Below are 18,967 nucleotides of genomic sequence, written 5' to 3'. Positions count from 1 at the left end.
GTTATGAAACAAACGGAACAACAACCGCAACGTCAGGGCCCCGGTAAAGGGGTCCTTGACTCACTACAAAGAATTGCGAGTATCGGCGTTAAAATGGTCGAAACTCGCATTCAGCTCATCGCTGTCGAATTAGAAGAAGAAAAAGTTAACCTTATCCAATTAATGTTATTGGTTGGGATCACTCTTCTTTTTACGGCATTTGGTCTAATGTGCCTTATTGGCCTTATTTTCTGGTCTGTTGACCCCATTTACCGTTATCAAGCTCTCGCTATTACCACGGGTAGCCTCATTCTACTCGCTATTATTTTTGCCATATGGACGCTAAAAAAAGCCAAGCAATCAACGCTACTAGGCTCCACACGTGAACAACTAAGTCATGACTCCAAGGCATTAACAGGAGCAGATGATGAGCAAAAGTAAAAATCAGTTATTAGCACAAAGAAAGCAACGATTAGTGAAGGAAATAGAGCAACAGCGACTTGACCTAGCGATAAGTTCGCGTGATTGGTTACAGGCTACCGCTCCTTATGATCGCGCTTGGCAAACGATAGTCACCTTTAAGCCTATATTTATTGCTGTCACTGGGCTTATTTCTATTTATACCCTCAAACGCCCAAAACAATTTTTTTCATTAGGAAAAAAAGCAATCGCAACATGGAGCCTTGTCAGAACAGTACAAGGTGCTATAAAAGCAAGTAATAAATAAAATTTAATCGTTTTAATTCAATTAGTTATAAAAAGCCTTTTAAAAAAGGCTTTTTTTACGTCTCATCTCATTCAATTTTTTTGTACTTCATTGTTAATAACCTTTGCTTTTTATTGAATAACCCATTCGCTATTATAGCTTCATCAAATAATTCTCACCTTTTTGTGCTGAAAATTACCGTATAACGCGACTTATATCGCAATTAACTTATATTTAAAACTTGTTTTGTCTGGAGAGTTTCGATGAAAAATTTAGAAAGTAGTGCGATATTACTTGCTCGTATTATGATGCCAATTCTGTTTATTGTGGCAGGTTACGGTAAATTAGGTGATGCCTATGCAGGCACACAAGCTTATATGCAAGCGATGGGCGTGCCTGGCTTTTTACTGCCGCTCACTATTTTGCTTGAACTCGGTGGTGGTATTGCCGTTCTTTTAGGTTTATTAACCCGTACAACGGCTCTGTTCACTGCCGGTTTCACGGTGTTGACTGCTTTATTATTCCACGCAGATTTTAGTGTGGGCGCAAACAGTACCATGTTCATGAAAAACTTTACTATCGCGGGCGGTTATCTGTTATTAGCAGTGACAGGCCCAGGTAAATTTAGTCTCGATTTCTTACTTGGTAAGAAATGGTAACCAAAGAATCAGTACCCTCATAATTACCTTATTGATTTGTATTCATTTGTTTTTATTCACACCTCCCTCGGGAGGTGTTTTTTTTTACATGCTATTTAACTACTCGGCGATTTAGCGTACCTCGCCTTCGCGGGTGATGTCAGTGTAAAATAGGAAATAATCGTGAAGGTCAAAGCAATACACCCTAAAATGAGATAGGTTCCTTGAAAGCCAACACTTTCATATAACCGCCCCGTAAAAACAGACATAACCATAATTGACAACTGTTTAAAGAAACAAAAACAAACTAAGTAGATAGTCGCTGAAAACCGAACCTCGAATACTGTCGTAATATATTTAAAGCAACCCACAATCAAGAATGGCACTTCAAACATATGTAACGTTTTGAGAATAACCACTTCAACAGCAGATGAGGCAATTGCTGACCCTAATATACGGATTGCCATAATCATACCTGCGATTAGCAAACCATTTTTTGCCCCGATACGATTAATGATTGCGGGCGCAAAAAACATAATAGTCGCATTTAATAATTCACCTAAAGTTGTGACATAACCAAATACACGAATACCTTGATTTCGATTATCAAAAAAACCGACGAAAAAACTCGCAAACTGCTGATCAAAAACATCATAGGTACAAGAAACACCGATGACAAACAGACTGAGAAACCATAGTTTTGGATCTTTAAATAATAAGAAGATGAGTTTTAAGGTAACTGGCTTTTTATTTGCACCCAGTTCATCAGCCACCTGAGCACTGCTATTTGCTTCAGGCTTAGCAAAATAAAGTAATATGGCCAGCAAAATGGCACAAACTGACCCCATCCAAAAAACAAATTGGTCATTAATCGTCATCATGATACCGGCTATCGAGGCGCAAATAGCCCAGCCAATACAACCAAATAACCGAGCTCGACCAAACTCAAAAGAGCTCCTACGGCTAACTTTTTCAATATAAGCTTCTATAACGGGGGCTCCGCCGTTATAGATAAACCCTAAATAAATTCCGCCAACAACTGAAGCTAAATAGATATTAATTTTGAGTAATGGACCGAAGACATAAATGAAAAATGGGCCAAACATCACCAACATGCCGGTAATGATCCACATTAAATTTTTCTTCAAACCCAATTTATCTGACATCACGCCAAATACGGGCTGAAAAATTAGCGAGCACAAAGAAATACTGGCAAAAATTATGCCTGTTTCCGCTTTCGTCACCTGATTAACATCCGCTAACCAAATGGGGAAAAATGGGAAATAAGCCCCCATAATAAAAAAGTAGAAAAAGAAGAAGCTACCAAATAACCAGAAATTCTTATTTTTTAAATAATACATAATATAGAGTCCTTTTAGGTAGCGACGAATCAGCCCTGATGATGCCAATCAATACAATATTGATAGTGACTTTCTGATAACAAGTATTGTGGGCTAACACTCGGGCTCCATGAATCATCGCCACCAATTCCCATATGCCAGCCATCTAAGTTAATCCAACATCCTTGTTCAGGTTGTAACAAATGTCGGTGTGATGTTTCCGTTAGCTGCCGTTGGCTATACTGACTAACACCAAAATGGAATTGTCCAAAGAATTGATGTTCACCAATTGATAATTGACGAGTATCGCAACGCAAGCCATTCTCTGAAGGGAAAATATAATCGGTATGCAACTCTTCAAGGGGAAGTGTCCATGAGCCAAATAATGCGGCACTTTTTCTATCTGGATAGTTTTCAAATGGCCCTTTACCCAACCATGAAACAGAAACTGGTGTCGATGCCAAACAGCACGTAAGGCCTATTCTCGCCGGTTGTGTGTGCCCTGCGGCAATATCAACGCTGATATCAATAGACATATTGTCATTAGCCGTTAATCTATAGTTTTTATGGCTAATAAACAGACAATGACCAAATGCTTTATAATGATGCGTCGTACGCACCAAAACACCATCACTCAAATGATCAACACAAAAATGACCAACTGATGCTGTCAGTTGGTAGTGTCCTTCACGCTTCCAGCGTTCCACCCATGCATTAGGATCGATACGGTCAACTTCACTAATACCAATATCATTATCAAGCGGCGCACGAGTAAAATTATCACTAAGCGGTGATAGCAGCCCAGCACGCTCATTTTTCCACCATTGAACCAGCTCTGCGGTACGGCGATTAAATACCCAGCGAGAGTTATCAATCATAATGCTGACATTATCATCTTGTTCTTCAATCAACGCCGATTGCACGGACTTGATTGTCGGAAGTGTTGCTAACTGGGATAATAGCGGCCATTGTTGCCATGCAGTTTTTAAGTTCGCCTGCGACCACGCTGTTGCTCGTGGCTGAACAACCTCAACCGTTAGCCATAGTTCTCCCACACCACTGATTTGCGGATATTCGCCAATTGTAATGATTTGCTCACTCTGCGGAGCCATATCAAGCACTATTTCCCCCAAATTCACAGTTTCGCCATTCCATTCAAAGCGCCAGCGTAATAATTCGTTATCTGTATGACGGAAAAGGAAATCACTACTAATTTTAAGTTCGACTGGATTTTTGCTTTTCAGCTCAAAATTGAAAAATTGCTGAGCATGTTTGGCTTCATGTAATGCAGGATGGGGAGTTCTATCTGGGAAAACTAAGCCATTTAAACAAAATTGGCGGTCATTAGGCGTATCATTAAAATCACCACCGTAAGCATAATAGCTAACGTCATCATCATATTTGGTGAGTGCTTGATCAACCCAATCCCAAACAAAACCGCCCTGTAAGCGAGGATACTGACGAAATGCAGCCCAATAATCCGCAAAACCACCCAAACTATTTCCCATGGCATGCGCATATTCACACAATATCAATGGTCTTGATTCATTAGGCATGCCAATCCATTTTTTAATCGCCCATTTAGGAACCACAGGAAATGGTTGGTCTTGTTCTACGCGAGAATACATTGGACAAATAATATCAGTAGCCGGCGTATTCGCCCCCCCTCCCTCATACTGGACAGGGCGGCTCGGGTCATACTGTTTTACCCACTGATACATCGCATTATGGTTACTGCCATAACCCGATTCATTTCCTAATGACCAAATAATAATTGAAGAGTGATTGCGATGGTTCATAACCAAACGCGTTATTCTAGCCATCATGGCATTTAACCACTGAGGATCATCAGAAATACGATTCATTGGCGTCATACCGTGGGTTTCAATATTTGCTTCATCGACGACATACAAGCCAAAACGATCGCAAAGTTTGTACCACAGCGCATTATTCGGGTAATGAGAACAACGAACCGCATTAAAATTATTCTGCTTCATCAACAAAATATCTTTGCGCATTGTCGCTTCATCCATGACTTGGCCATTTTCAGGATGATGCTCATGTCGATTAGTTCCACGAATTAATAAAGGTTGGCCATTCACACGCAATAATCCATCAGAAATAGTTACACTACGCATTCCCACATCACAAGCTTCGTATTCAATCGCCTGATTATTATTATCCAATAGAGTGAGAACTAAACGATAAAGCTCAGGAACTTCGGCGCTCCATAACAGTGGGTTATTCACCGTCAAAGATAGTGTGACGCGGTCGTCATAACATCCCCGCTCATCAACCGTATCGCTACCTAAATAGGATTGCTGTGACGTTATCAGCGTGTCCTGATACCAAAGCTCAGCTCGTACTTGTAATGACGCTAAAGTGGCTACAGCGCTCTTTACAAATGTAGTCACGACGACCTCTCCCATCGTGAATCGGTCACTAAGATGAGTCTGTACACCATAGTCAGAAATATAACTCGAGCTTCTGTGTTGCAAAGTAACATCACGGAAAATACCGCTCATGCGCCACATATCCTGATCTTCAAGATAAGTACCATCACACCAACGCAATACCATAACCGCCACGCGGTTTTCACCTACTTTCAAATATTGACTTAAATCGAACTCTGCGGGTAAACGGCTATCTTGGGAATAACCGACCCAACATCCGTTACACCAAAGGTAAAAGGCTGAGTTAACGCCATCAAAAACAATATGTTGATATCCCTGTTGCAAAGCACTTTCATCCAAATCAAATGTGAGCGAATAACATCCTGTGGGATTTTCAATAGGGACAAAAGGTGGAGTCACTGGTATCGGATAAGTCACGTTAGTATAAATTGGATTGTCATATCCCATTAATTGCCAGTTTGAAGGAACATGAATATTATCGGCATCAGCCAAATCATGATTAACCCACTCTGCGGGCACTGCTTCAGGGGTAGTAAAATAACTAAACTTCCAAATACCATTCAATAAGTTAATACTTTTTGATGGCTTATCTTTTCTAGCCTCATCATGCTCTCGCCAGCTATGAAGCTGCGTATGGGAAGCTAACCGATTGAACTCGATAGTGGCAGGATTCTCCCAATCACGACGAGCAAGTATTTGCGCCAAACTGAGATGTTGAAAATATTGTACTGTCATGATGACCTCTATATTAATAATGTTATACGCTCACATTATTAATTAAATTGTCACAGACACTGAAATTGTAAAGCCAATAATCTAAAAATAAGGTAACCGCTCACAGTTTGAGAACAGTTTATTGTGATTTAAGTGATATGGTTAAAATTTTAGCGCGAGCAGGTTCAGCTTAAGCATTGGTTAATTTATTAGCAATATTACGTAATTGCTGTGCTAGTTTATAGGAATTCAACTCATGGTTGAGCTGGAATATAGAGGTTGTTTGTCGAATAACCAACTCCGTAGGTAAAACCGATTGGATTGGCGCAATATTACTTTTCGCTAATAAATTGATCATAAACTCAGCAGCTTTACGGCCTAATAAATCAAAATCTTGCCTAATAGTAGTTAAGGGTGGGTAAAAATAAGCGCTATCGTCAGTATCATCATAGCCAATAAGCGAAATTTGATTGGGGACATCAATTCCTGACTCATGTAACGCACGTAAAACACCAAGTGCCATTTGATCATTAGCAACTAAAATAGCACTAGGCTTTTTTGGATAAGCCACTAATCGGCAGCCAAGCTGGTAACCTGACTCGGCACTCCAATCTCCTCGCAATAACGAGAATGGTTGAATATCTTCTGCATTTAAAACTTTCATCCAACCTTGCAACCTAAGTTGGGAAGAAATTGAGGATTCAGGGCCTTGAATTAGCGCTATCGATTTATGCCCTAACTCAACTAAGTGACGAGCACCTTGCACTCCACCTTCAAACGAATTAGTCATGATAGAACGTAATGGGCTTACAGGGTCAATATCAAGAAAGACAACAAATGTATTGCAACATAATTCATTAATTTCAATTGCTTGCTCATTATTTAGAGGAATATTAATAATAATGCCATCAACTCGCTGAGCTAATAATTCATTAACCGCTTTTTTTACAGCAGCGGTCTCAAGCTCTTGAGTCATTGAAATAACCACACTATAGCCTAATTCATTAGCTTGTTTTTTAATCGCAGAAGCAATTTTGGACGGTGCATGAAGTGCAAGATCGGTAGTTGCGAGACCCAGCGTATATATTTGTTTACCGGCTAATTTTTGAGCGACCTGATTTGGAATGTAGTTAAGTGTTTCCATCGCTGAAAATACATTTAGCCGTGTTTTCTCCGCCACCGCAGAAGAATTATTGATCACACGCGAAACCGTCTGGTAAGAAACACCGGCTAGTGCAGCTACATCATTTAGCGTGGTCAATTTCTGCGACATTTCTCTAATTTCTCCTAAGTCAGATTTTAGCCAAGTATATCTTAAAATCCCCACAATGTAGAAAGAGGTTGTTGTAATGCAATCCAATTCGTCCCTTGAGATATTTGTTACGATCCCCTCAACCCCTCGTCTTTGGTTAAAATTCGATAACATCATCATATACAGGACAATCACTGAAACAAGGCAAACAGATAAAGCAACTCAATGAACAATAAATACTTTCACCTTAATTACATCGCTAGAGCCTTATTATCCTTATTCTCCACAGCCGATTTTCCTGACAATGTTAGTGCCGAAATTAATGTAATACTCAGTGCAATTCCGCCAAGGATCATATAAGTATTTTGGAAACCAATTCTGTCATACATATTACCCGCAAAAGCAGAGAGGAAAATGGCAGACACTTGCTTTGAAAATTGAAAGCCAACGAGATAAATCGTTGCTGACAAACGGGTATCAAAAACACCTGTGATATATTTAAAAGCCCCCACTAAAAGAAACGGGACTTCCAACGCGTGCAGCATTTTTAGTGCAATAACTTCAGCCGCTGTCGTCGCAAAAGAGGAACCAATAATTCTAGCCGACATCACCATACCCGCAATCAACAAGGTATTTTTAGCGCCAATACGGTTAATAATCCATGGCGAACAAAACATAATAATGGCATTACAAATTTCTCCCGCAGTTGTCGCAAAACCAAAAGCACGAGTCCCTGCTTCTGGTGTAGTGAAAAAAGATTTAAAGAAAGTCGCGAACTGTTGATCGAATACGTCATATACACAAGCTACACCGACCACATACAAAATAAACATCCACATTTTACGCTGACGAAATAACCTTATAGCGCTCTTAAAATCCACAGCAGAACGGTTAGCACCTAAAGAGTCCATCACCTGAGCGGTTTGATTAGTTTGCGGTTTAGCAATTGCCACAAGAACCACTAGCAACAATGCGGCAGCCGATCCCATCCAAAACACCCATTCGGGATTAATGCTAAAAAGCATACCCGCCGTTGTCGCACATAACGCCCAACCGAGGCAGCCAAAAGTCCGTGCTTTACCGTACTCAAATCCAGAGTTACGGCTAATTCGTTCAATATAGGCTTCCATTGCTCCCGCACCAGCAGAAAAAACAAAACCAATATAAGCCCCACCACTCAAGGCACCTAGCCAGATATTCGTTTTTAATAAAGGTGCAAAAACATAAAGGAAAAAGGGTGCAATCAGCACCAACAAAATAGTCACGATCCACATAAGGTGCTTTTTCAGTCCCAACTTATCAGAAACTAAACCCAATACTGGCTGAAAACAAATAGCGAAAAGAGACAGACTCGAAAAAACAATACCCGTTTCCGTTTTATTCAGACCGATAACATCCGACAACCAAATCGGTAGGAATGGAAAGCAAGTAGCCATTATGAAAAAGTAGAGAAAAAAGAACATCCCAAAAATCCAAAAATTGGGATTTCGTTTATAATTGCTGGCGCTAATGGACATTTTATCTTCCTTATTCAGGGCCACTTTACGCAGCCCAATATAATTACACCCGTTGCAGACCAATCAAAATGGCACTTTCAGGATCGAGAATGGGCAAACTCAGCCCTGCCTGTTGTAACCACTCACCACTCACCGTTTGTGACGTCGTCATCCATTCCGGCAACTTACGCATGGTATGCCCACCTTCGCCAGTGGTTTGAATGTTCGGATGATCAAGCAGTGTCAGCTGATAACGAGCGCTTGGCTCCAAACCAGATATTCGCAGCGGTGCCATCAAGCTATAATCTGGCATCGCCAGTTGGCTGACGAGGAATATTGCCTGACATTTGTCCTGACTAACCACACCATGAGCGAGAGTCGTCGCATCCGGCATATCCACTCGCCACTGCACACCGTGGTGAATAACATCTCGCCATTGCTTATGCAGTGCGGTGTATTTTCGATAACCCTCTCGTTCCTGTTGGTCGGCGCTCACAGGATCGATCTCTAAGCCCATATGACCAAACAACGCAGTTAAGCCGCGAAATGTGATACTGTGCTGACGAAAAGTGGCGTGACAATAGCGATTACCAATATGCGATCCCATTACCTCCGGCGGGAAAAAATAACTCATACCGCGCTGGATAATATTGCGCTCCAAAGCATCATTATTATCAGAAGCCCAAAAGCGATGGCTACGCTTCAATACTTCATAGTCAATCCGCCCACCACCCGAGGCGCAAGATTCAAACTCAATATGAGGGAAACGTGCTACTAGCGTATCCAGTAAGCGATAAAACTGACGAGTTTGTGCATCTGCCGCAGCTTTACCGTTATATCCCGGCTGAACCAATTCACGGTTCATATCCCACTTCACGTAATCCACTAAATGTTCACCTAGAAGCCAACTCATTCGCTCCAGCAAATAATCGAAAACCTGTGGAATATTCAGATTAAGGACATACTGATGACGTCCAGTTAATGTCTCATAACCGGGTATTGCCAATACCCAATCAGGATGTGAACGATATAAATCTGAGTCTGGGTTAATCATTTCTGGCTCAACCCAAATACCAAATTCCATTCCAAGCGACTTAACGTGTTCAATAACAGGCATCAGACCATTAGGATATTTTTTTTCATCGAGATACCAGTCACCAAGTGCTGCCCAATCGTCATTTCGTCCTTTAAACCAACCATCATCAATAATAAAACGCTCAACACCCAGTTGTGCCGCTTCATCCGCCATCCGCATAATGTATTGTGGGTCGTGATCAAAATAGATACCTTCCCAAGTATTGAGATGTACAGGGCGTGGCTTATTGTCGGGAAAATGAATGATTTGCTCGCGTAGGTAACGATGAAACTGCTGACTCATGCCGTTCAGCCCTTGTGCCGAATAGCTCCCGTAGAGATTTGGTGTCCATAATGTTTCACCTTCCGCCAACGCTGTTTCCCCCGGCAGATAAAGCGCCTCCGCTTGAAGATAACGTCGCCCATCAGTTTTCACTTCAGCACGCAGACGATGGTTGCCACTCCACCCCAAATGTACGCCCCACACTTCACCTTGCATCTCGCTAAAAGTCTGACTACCGGTGATCATTGCGGGAAAATGTTCATGGGATGTTCTCCCACGACGGTTCTCTAACACAAAACTATCGTGTTCAAGGATCAGGCGATGAGGCTGAAATTCACGGATCCAACGGCCATGAAAAGCCATGACTTCTCGCGCTCGCTCGGCGACAGGTAACGTCACGGCAAAGCGATCTACCTGCCAAGGCTGTTCACGTAAATTAGTTAAGCCATGGCGAACATTCAGTACCCCACTGCTATCGAGTTGAATTTCACTACACAAGCGTAAGCCCGCGTGTTTATCCTCACTAAAAATGGTTAAATTTTGTTCATTCTGCTCCACCTTAATTGTCGTAAATATCGGTGAAGCATCCAATCCCTGACGATGACCTTCAATTCCTGGCGCACCAAACAAACCATGCCCCAATTCAGCCATCAGGGTGACGGGAGAATCAACATCCAGACGACCATTAGCAACCGGACGAGTTAAGCAAGCCGCATCTTGCGGGGAAAAGTGACTTAGATGAGGTCCCCAATAAATGATTTCTGCAAATGGATGGGTTTTGATCACCACATCGGTCACTGCACTTTGTAAGCGTAAAATAAAATCAGACATAAGACATCTCCATAATAGGGAATGCCTTACTATTGATCCGAAACGTTTCGGATAACAACCAAAACGTTTCGGATCTGTGATCTGCTTAAAAAACTATCATGATTAGAAAAAGGTCATTAACCCGTTTTGATTGGTGAGAATTCAGGCTGCCAGAGTACCTGCAAAGATGTTAAATCATCCCCAGCAATGAGTCGCCGTACCATATCAGCAATCTGGTAGCCAACACCCTGGCGGGTAGATTGGATCACTGATGCCACGGGTATCTCGATGATACTGTCTTGTGGTAATCCATCATAAACCACCAGCGAGACAGCATTTTCTCCCGTCAAACGGCCAAGTTGGCTAAGCGCCATCGCTGCACCATCACCATGAATGTTGCAATCAGTGAGAATAGCGGTGGGAGGTTCAGGTAAGCGTAACAATTCCAGTGTCGCCTGAAAACCACCTCGTCGAGTTGGTGGCACGCGGCGCAACAAGCTATCAGACAGACCGGCTTCCTGCAAAGCATCCAAATAACCATTACGTCGCTGCGTGATAAATGCTTGGTGGTTATTTTCCCCCAATAGCGCAATACGTTGATGCCCTTCATGAATTAAATAGCGGGTAGCCTCATAGGTGCCCGCATAGTTATCAAAATCAAACCAAGCATAAGGCTGTGATAATTGACTACGACCAAGTGCCAAAAAAGGAAAACCAGAGCAGAGTAATTGCTTCAAACGAGGATCGTCATCCAACGTGTGTGCGACAATTAACGCATCAACCCGACGACTTTGTACCATCCGTATATAGCCATGATTGTCCGCATCTTCATCATCCGCGATCAACAATAAATCAATTTCATACCGCGCCAATTCGTGACTAAGCTCCCCAACCATATCGAGAAACACATTACTCGCCAAAGGCGCGACATTGACTGGAAAAACCAAGCCAACAGCGTCTATCTTTCCCATTTTCAAACGACGGGCAAATGTATTGGGGCGGTAATCTCTACGTTTTGCTTCCGCCTCCACGCGAAGTCGTGTCTCCTGCGATACGTCGTCATAACCGTTTAATGCACGGCTGACGGTTGTTACCGAAATCCCAAGTTCTTTAGCAATGGCTTTCAATGACATATATTTTCCGAACTTTAACAAGGATGTTGGTAGTCAGCTTTCTCTTGTTTCACACCACAGCCGCTAGGCGGCCTCTAAATTCATAACTTAGCAACAACAACTTGAATTATTTTGAAGTGATAGCTCAAGTGAGTTAAAAATATCAATTTTAAGAGAAAAAATTAACCACAGTGAATAAATTATTATAATAATAAATATCAATAAGTTACCTAAATAACTTCGGGATCTCGCGCAGGCACCAAGATTTAGCCTCACCCATATTATCGCGTCGCCACGCCATAATAATATTCGTTTCGTGGGTATATTCTGCCCCCACAACTCTTAAACGACCTTCACGAATATCCTGTTCAACCATTGGATATGGCATGGTTGCCACCCCAAGCCCAGCAAGTAGCGCGGCACGCTTATCTTCAATCGATGAAACCGTCAGCCTTTGTTGCTTATCCAGCAATTGTACGGTGATCACCGGACGTTCACGGGCAGTATCTGCCATTGCAATACCGCGATATTTAACACGCGTCGCATCGGATAACGGCTCTGCTTCTTGATGAATCGGATGGGATGGGCTAGCCACATAAATATGTTGAATGCTGTAGAGCGATTTAGAATTAATTTCTGATGAGGTACGAAAATGCATATCTGGCGCGATAACAATATCCGCCTTACCGTTTTCAAGACGCTCCCAAGCACCAGCAAGTACCTCAGTAATCAAAGAGAGTTGAGTCTCTGATTTTGCTGCCAATTTTTCAACCAATGGAAATAATGAATAAGCAGGTACTAATGCTTCACAAACAATCGTGAGATGCGTTTCCCACCCCTTTGCTAAAGCTTCGGCATCTGAAGTGAGTTTATCAGCAGCTTCCAATAATATCCTACCTCTGTCCAACAACATTCTGCCAACATTGGTAAATTTGGTTCTATGTCCTGAACGATCGAATAAAATCACATCAAGTTCTTCTTCTAACTTTTGCATGGTATAGCTTAACGCAGAAGGGACTCGACCTAACTCTTCTGCGGCGGCTGCAAAGCTTCCACGACGATCGATTGCATCCATCACCCTTAATGATTCAAGCGTTAATGCTCTCTCTTTGCTCATGATGTATCTCTTTCAGGAAATTTGAATAAGGGAAACAGATTAACTGGCTAACAATTCAACGTCCAGCTATTTATGATATCAGGATACTATCGGTGTATTTATTTGAATGAGGGTTAACCATTATGATGACACTAAGACCCGTTAATCATTGCGGAAAAGCAGACTATGGTTGGCTACAAGCTCGCTACGCCTTCTCTTTTGGGCACTATTTTGATCCTGATTTTATGGGCTTCAAAACACTTCGAGTGCTTAATCAAGAAATTATCGCGCCACATAACTCATTTCAAGCCCGAACTTATCCACATGTTGATATTTTAAATATCATACTTCAAGGCCATGCTGAATATCGAGATAACTTAGGTAATGTCATTCGTGCTGATGAAGGTGAATGCGTCCGACTTTCACCACGACCAGATCTAAGTTATACGGAAGAAAATGTCTGCCCACAAACACCACTAACACGCTTACAACTGTGGCTAAATGCTTGCCCACAACAAGAATACCGCCCACACCAAAAGATTGCGCTGACAGACAAAAAGAATCAATTAATCGCTTCCCCTGATGGCGAAAATGACAGCATTCAATTACGTCAACAAGTTTGGATCAGCCAAATCTGCATAGACTCAGCTGACGCAACTACGGTCGTTCTCAGAGGTAAAAATGCCTATTTGCAGTCTATTCATGGTGATGCAAACATTCACTCGCATGATGGAAGCGACATTAGCATGAATTGTAATGATGGTGTTTTTATTCAACAAGATACCAAATTAGTGATTAGCGCCAAAAAAGCATTTCGCGGCTTATTGATTGATATTGGTGAATAATAAAAAAAATCAGCTTAGTTTATGAAAGATGTACAAAGCCTTAATCCATTAAATACAATTTTAATCATGAAATCCCTTAAATTTGCGAACAAATTCGCAAATTTAAGCATTTACATACCCTATATATTGATAAGCTTGTGGTAGAGTCCTAGAGGCTGTTGATCTTTGAGGATCAATTTTTATTGGAATTAAAAGGTATTTTCGTGGCTCTATTCACTCAACAACGACACAATCAAATTTTTGCTCGGATCCTCAATGAGGTTGTGCCTCAAGATGAGCTGGCAAAGCATTTTTCGGTATCAACACGAACCATCCGCTCAGATATAAATGAAATCAATGAATTAATTCAAAGCTACAGTGCGCATATTGTTTATGAGCGTGGTCATGGTTATCGTTTGAAGATTGATGACGAGACGCTGTTTGAGAGTTTTACCAAACAAAATGAAGAAGAAAATGGTATTCCTCGCACCAGCAAAGAGCGTATTGACGCACTATTGTTAAAACTTTTGATGTTATCGCTTCCCGTTAAACTCGATGATATTGCCGAAGAATGGTTCATCAGCCGCGGAACACTGCAACAAGATATGGGTGCCGTTAGAGAGCACTTGCAAAGATACCAAATCATCTTAGAAAGTATTCCGCATCAAGGAATTCGGCTCAATGGCAGTGAATGGGCAATTCGAGCCTGCATAACAGAAACACTTTTGCGACGATTCGCTCAACAAATCAATCATGATTTATCGACTTTTTACCCTGAGTGCTTAGACAATCTGGATTTAACCTACATTGATAAAGTGCTGCATAACAGTATGAATCGATTTGATATTCGTCTGAGCAACGAAGGGCATCTTTACCTTGTTTTCAATTGTGCAGTGACTATTTTGCGCATTACTCGTGGTCATGAGCTAACCACGATCGTCAAAAATAATGAAAGTGAGGATGTGATCCGCAAATCCTGTGATGAAATATCTAAGGGATTAATCTATTTTTTAGGTAGCGATCTTTCTAGCCCTGAGCTCAGTTATTTGCACGATCAAATCATTGCCCAACGCATTAGTCACCATGATACCGCGTTACTAAAAAATGGTAGCCACAGTGAGTTATCTGAATATATTTTAAGTTACATTAATGACCTGTATAACTACGACTTACGCAATGATGAAAAACTAAAAAAAGATCTGAATACACATTTAGCCGCACTAATCACGCGATTGCAGTATCATATTTCGACACCTAATCCACTGTTATCTGATATAAAACAATATTATCCCTTTGCCTATGATGTGACCCTCAGCGCCCTCACCAGTGCCAGTAAAAAATTGTTGCCACATCCAATTAGTGAAGATGAACTGGGATATTTAGCAGTACATATTGGTGTGAGTCTTGAGCGAAATTATGGTGCAGGTTCTATTCGCCAAACAGAAGTTTTAGTTGTCACTGATTCAGGTAATTCGACATTTCGTGTCGTGGAATCAAAAATTATACGTGAATTTCCGCAACTAAAATTTAGTCGCAGCCTTACACTGCAAGAATATGAATCTCTTAGCGAAATTGAAGAAGATTTTGTTATTACTACCGTTCGTATTTCTGAAAAAAATAAACCCGTCATCAAGATCGCACCTTTCCCGACCCCTTATCAATTAGAACAAGTTGGTCGCTTGGCAATGGTTGATCAAACTCGTCCCTATATTATCGAACATTTCTTTGATGAACGTTATTTCATGGTAATCAATGAAAAGATCAACCAAGAAACCTTATTTCAAACTGTTTGCCAGAAATTACAACAAGATGGCTATGTGACCGCCGATTTTTATCCTTCATTACAAGAACGTGAGTCCATTGTCTCTACATTGCTAGGTGAAGGCATTGCGCTTCCCCACTCTTTAGGGCTGCTCGCGAATAAAACCGTAGTTGTGACGATTGTGGTACCCAAAGGCATTGAATGGAACAAAGAAACTAAAGAAAATGCTTATGTCATTTTTCTACTTGCTATCAGTAAATCTGACTATGAAGAAGCCATGGCAATTTATGATTTATTCGTCACCTTCGTCAAAGAAAAAACCACTCGCCGCTTAGTTACAGTCAAAAATTTCAATGAATTTCAAGTAATTGCCAAAGATAGTTTGGCGCGTATCCTCTAATTTATCGGCAACTTCCACTTCCAAATGGAAATCGAGCAGTTGCCGTCTTTTACGTGATCGTAACCACAACTCCATCATTTAGTTTTTAGCCTAATCTTCACCGTTTAACGCTAAAACCACTCAAGTGGAAACGACTACTACTAAAAAACAGCCACTTCCCATTTATCATTTCCACTTTATGTGAAATTAATTCCTCCACTTTCCAACGATATTTTGAAAAACGTAACAATTTGAATTTAAATAACTTATTACTGTTATATAAATAAGATATCTTTTTTTAATTATTCATAAAAAGATAATTTTTCCATTTAATTTCCAATTTGACCATAAAATAGACATATTCCACTTATATACACTTCCAACTTATTTCCACTTCAAAGTGGAAATTTACTACCTGCAAAAACACAGCAGAACCGATTAAGGTATTAGTCATCAAGGAACAGAGTAGTTCAACTAGCAACATTACTTTGGATTTTAAATAGTTATGAGTGGATCAGTTGTCGTTTTCAAAATGTTAGAAGATAACCTCAATGTCGATGAGGTGACACAAAAACTGCTGGCAGTGATTACTGACTGGCTCAATCAGGAAGAGTGCTATACCACGGATGTGCAACAACAAATGTTGGAGTCTCATCTTCGCGCCATGGTGGATAGAGCAAAAACCAAAGAAGCTTTACCGGAAGTCGATATCAGTCTATTTGATGAAATATCTAAATATTCTATTGAGTTAGCTAAAAAGGTTGTCAACACGCTGCCAGGGCTGGCACCAGAAGAGGCATATTTGCTCTCTGTTCACTTCGAAGTTATCCGTTCTAATGATTAATTTTTAGGGAATATGATTATGAAACAAATTGTTATTGTTATTGGAGATCGTTTAGGCAAAGGACAAAAAGTCGCGGTTGGCGTAGAAACTGCTGGCGGAAAAGCCATTGTTGTTCCCGGTGTTGCCGCTGATATGAAACTCGGTGATGTCATGAATGCAGAGCAAGCTGACCTTGGTATTTCTTTTTGTGGTAGCGGCGGTGCAGGCGCAATTACAGCTCAAACTAAATATGGTTATAAAGCACGTTATGGAATGCGCTCTATTGAAGAAGGTGAAACCGCCATTGCAGATGGTTGCAATGTACTCGGTTTCGGTTTTATGGATAAAGAAGAGTTAGGCGAGCGTCTTGTAAAAGCATTTAATAAAAAATACGGCAACGTTTAATGAAAAAATCTATCGAAACGGTTGTACGGGTCACAGGGCAAGGCGACAGCAAACAAAAAGCAATAGCTGACGCCTTAAATTCAATTCAAAAAACCGTACTAAAAAATAGCACTGATATCATTCTACGGATTGAACCGAAGGATGTTGAAGTGATTAGTGCTCACTCGAAATCGCGGACAGAAAAATTTCTTTTTATCTTTTTGCCACGTAAACGCGAACATTTTCGTGTTGTGCTCGACGTTTCGCTGGATGTTACCTTACTTTCTGTCAACGAAATACCATTTACAGAACAATAATAGCAATCAGGTCTGGAGTTAATTCCATGAGTGAAACTGCATCTTTTTTAGAAATATTGGGCATGTCCCTCATTATCGGTGGCCTCTGCGGCTTTGGTTTAGGCGCAGGCGCGGCGCGTATGTTCCACGCACCAACCATACAAGGGATGGGGGCATTCCGTACATTAGGCGAATTAAACGCCTGTGAAGGTGACCCTGCGTCACACTTCTCTTTCGGCTTAGGGTTTTTCTTTAACGCATGGGCATCATCTGTTGCAGCAGGTGCGTTCACACAAGATGTTGACCACCGTATCATTCCTAACTGGGGTGCGGCTGCACTACTTACTAAAAATCGTAACGTAGCAGAAACACTACATAATCCGAAAAAAATGGCAATTGCCTGCGGTATTATCGGTGCATTTGTCGTCGCGTTCTTAAATACAACCGCATCTGCGGTACCTGCCGCACTGCAAACAACAGCAATTAATGTTTTAGTCCCAGCAGCTAACTTGCTCGTAAATACTGTCATGCCAGTTATCTTCTGGTTAGCAGCCATGGATGCCGGTCGTCGCTCTGGTTTCTGGGCAACACTTTTCGGTGGTTGTGCACAACTCATCATGGGTAACGCAATCCCAGGTTTAGTCTTAGGTATCCTAATCGGTAAAGGTGTTGATGATAATGGCTGGAATCGTATCACTCGTACCATGATGATAGCCGTTGTACTGCTATTCGTTCTCAGTGGATTCTTCCGTGAATTCGACCTGAAGATGATCACATCATTTAATTTAGATAAACCTGTGTGGCTTGAATACATCCACGGACTGCTGAGCGGGAAATAATCATGACAACTGAAATTAATAGACAAGATTTTTGGTACGCAGAATGGTCCTTCCCTATTTTTGTTGGGTTGTTATCTTCCGGGATCTTTGCGGGTACACACATGTATGTAGTCTACGGGTTCGGCGCATTTAACGAAGTGGCATTCGTTGCCATGTTACGTGCAGGACTCGATACGGGTGTTTACGGTGCAGTGGCCGCGTTTGGTGCGAGCTTTCTTTTCGCTCGAATTATCGAAGGGTCGCTTGTCGGTATCTTAGATATTGGCGGTGCGCTACAAACCGGTATTGGCCTCGGCGTTCCAGCACTATTCCTTGCAGCAGGTTGGGATATTTTAGTCACTAACTTTTGGCTCGCTTTAATTACAGGTTTAGTGCTTGGTGTCTTAATAGGCTTAATAATTGTATTTGCACGTAAATTTACCATTGCTCAAGCCAACTCAACTTTTGGTGCTGATGTCATGATGGGAGCGGGTAATACATCAGGACGTTTCTTAGGTCCTTTAATTATCCTTGCAGCAATGGCGGCATCTATCCCAATCGGTATTGGCTCTTTGATTGGCGCATTAATTTTCTATATATGGCAAAAACCCGTTGCTGGTGGTGCAATTTTAGGTGCGATGTTGTTTGGATATTTCTTCCCACTCGTTGCCTAAGTAGCACTCAAACATTCTCGAATCATGTGCAATGCATGTGATTCGAGAAAACGGCTTACGTTACTTAGAACAGACTCTAAATAATTCAAAGTG

General features: G+C 41.4%; 17 protein-coding genes. 10 read left to right on the top strand and 7 right to left on the bottom strand.

What is annotated here, in order from left to right; genetic code table 11:
- Nucleotides 1-3: 3 nt before the first annotated feature.
- From DD649_RS09550 to DD649_RS09540, 3 genes are all read left to right on the top strand, one after another.
- Nucleotides 4-420: a phage holin family protein gene (locus DD649_RS09550; RefSeq protein WP_294106614.1), complete on the top strand. Its 417-nt coding sequence runs from the start codon at nt 4-6 to the stop codon at nt 418-420.
- Nucleotides 407-706, top strand: coding sequence for a YqjK-like family protein (locus tag DD649_RS09545; RefSeq protein ID WP_294106612.1), 300 nt, complete (start codon nt 407-409; stop codon nt 704-706). The genes DD649_RS09550 and DD649_RS09545 overlap by 14 nt, the downstream gene beginning before the upstream one ends.
- 242 nt (nt 707-948) lie before the next feature.
- The gene (locus DD649_RS09540; RefSeq protein ID WP_294106610.1) at nt 949-1,344 is read left to right on the top strand and encodes a DoxX family protein; all 396 of its coding nucleotides are present in this window, start codon (nt 949-951) and stop codon (nt 1,342-1,344) included.
- Nucleotides 1,345-1,439: 95 nt separating this feature from the next.
- Here the strand turns inward: DD649_RS09540 and DD649_RS09535 are convergent, their stop codons facing one another.
- The 7 genes from DD649_RS09535 to DD649_RS09505 form a co-directional block, all read right to left on the bottom strand.
- Nucleotides 1,440-2,684 carry an MFS transporter gene (locus DD649_RS09535; protein ID WP_294106606.1) on the bottom strand — a complete coding sequence of 415 codons (1,245 nt, stop codon included), beginning with the start codon at nt 2,682-2,684 and terminating at the stop codon, nt 1,440-1,442.
- A 29-nt stretch (nt 2,685-2,713) separates the two neighbouring features.
- On the bottom strand, nt 2,714-5,812 hold the full coding sequence (locus DD649_RS09530; RefSeq protein WP_336430305.1) for a beta-galactosidase: 3,099 nt from the start codon (nt 5,810-5,812) through the stop codon (nt 2,714-2,716).
- 169 nt (nt 5,813-5,981) lie between these two features.
- Nucleotides 5,982-7,064, bottom strand: a complete 1,083-nt coding sequence (locus tag DD649_RS09525; RefSeq protein WP_294106603.1) for a LacI family DNA-binding transcriptional regulator — start codon at nt 7,062-7,064, stop codon at nt 5,982-5,984.
- A 230-nt stretch (nt 7,065-7,294) separates the two neighbouring features.
- Entirely contained in the window at nt 7,295-8,560 is a 1,266-nt protein-coding gene (locus tag DD649_RS09520; RefSeq protein WP_294106601.1) for an MFS transporter, read from the bottom strand.
- A gap of 43 nt (nt 8,561-8,603) precedes the next feature.
- Nucleotides 8,604-10,727 (bottom strand): alpha-galactosidase, encoded by a 2,124-nt coding sequence (locus tag DD649_RS09515; protein WP_294106599.1) that lies wholly within the window; start codon nt 10,725-10,727, stop codon nt 8,604-8,606.
- Nucleotides 10,728-10,843: 116 nt separating this feature from the next.
- Entirely contained in the window at nt 10,844-11,839 is a 996-nt protein-coding gene (locus DD649_RS09510) for a substrate-binding domain-containing protein (RefSeq protein ID WP_294106597.1), read from the bottom strand.
- A gap of 205 nt (nt 11,840-12,044) precedes the next feature.
- On the bottom strand, nt 12,045-12,935 hold the full coding sequence (locus DD649_RS09505) for a LysR family transcriptional regulator (protein ID WP_294106595.1): 891 nt from the start codon (nt 12,933-12,935) through the stop codon (nt 12,045-12,047).
- A 122-nt stretch (nt 12,936-13,057) separates the two neighbouring features.
- Between DD649_RS09505 and DD649_RS09500 the strand changes: the two genes are divergently transcribed.
- From DD649_RS09500 to DD649_RS09470, 7 genes are all read left to right on the top strand, one after another.
- Nucleotides 13,058-13,759 carry a pirin family protein gene (locus tag DD649_RS09500; RefSeq protein WP_294106593.1) on the top strand — a complete coding sequence of 234 codons (702 nt, stop codon included), beginning with the start codon at nt 13,058-13,060 and terminating at the stop codon, nt 13,757-13,759.
- Nucleotides 13,760-13,962: 203 nt separating this feature from the next.
- Nucleotides 13,963-15,900: a PRD domain-containing protein gene (locus DD649_RS09495; RefSeq protein WP_294106591.1), complete on the top strand. Its 1,938-nt coding sequence runs from the start codon at nt 13,963-13,965 to the stop codon at nt 15,898-15,900.
- Between the two features lie 484 nt (nt 15,901-16,384).
- The gene (locus tag DD649_RS09490; protein ID WP_294106590.1) at nt 16,385-16,723 is read left to right on the top strand and encodes a transcriptional antiterminator; all 339 of its coding nucleotides are present in this window, start codon (nt 16,385-16,387) and stop codon (nt 16,721-16,723) included.
- An 18-nt stretch (nt 16,724-16,741) separates the two neighbouring features.
- Entirely contained in the window at nt 16,742-17,107 is a 366-nt protein-coding gene (locus tag DD649_RS09485) for an SFCGS family glycine-rich protein (RefSeq protein ID WP_294106588.1), read from the top strand.
- On the top strand, nt 17,107-17,403 hold the full coding sequence (locus DD649_RS09480) for a DUF4312 family protein (RefSeq protein ID WP_294106586.1): 297 nt from the start codon (nt 17,107-17,109) through the stop codon (nt 17,401-17,403). The genes DD649_RS09485 and DD649_RS09480 overlap by 1 nt, the downstream gene beginning before the upstream one ends.
- A gap of 26 nt (nt 17,404-17,429) precedes the next feature.
- Nucleotides 17,430-18,221, top strand: coding sequence for a DUF4311 domain-containing protein (locus DD649_RS09475; protein ID WP_294106583.1), 792 nt, complete (start codon nt 17,430-17,432; stop codon nt 18,219-18,221).
- Between the two features lie 2 nt (nt 18,222-18,223).
- Nucleotides 18,224-18,874 carry a DUF4310 family protein gene (locus DD649_RS09470; protein WP_294106581.1) on the top strand — a complete coding sequence of 217 codons (651 nt, stop codon included), beginning with the start codon at nt 18,224-18,226 and terminating at the stop codon, nt 18,872-18,874.
- Nucleotides 18,875-18,967: the final 93 nt, after the last annotated feature.

Source organism: Providencia sp., from assembly GCF_003533305.1.
In the GTDB taxonomy this organism is placed as follows: domain Bacteria; phylum Pseudomonadota; class Gammaproteobacteria; order Enterobacterales; family Enterobacteriaceae; genus Providencia.
The sequence above is the reverse complement of the archived record's forward strand: the minus strand, read 5'-3'. Positions and strand labels throughout refer to the sequence as shown.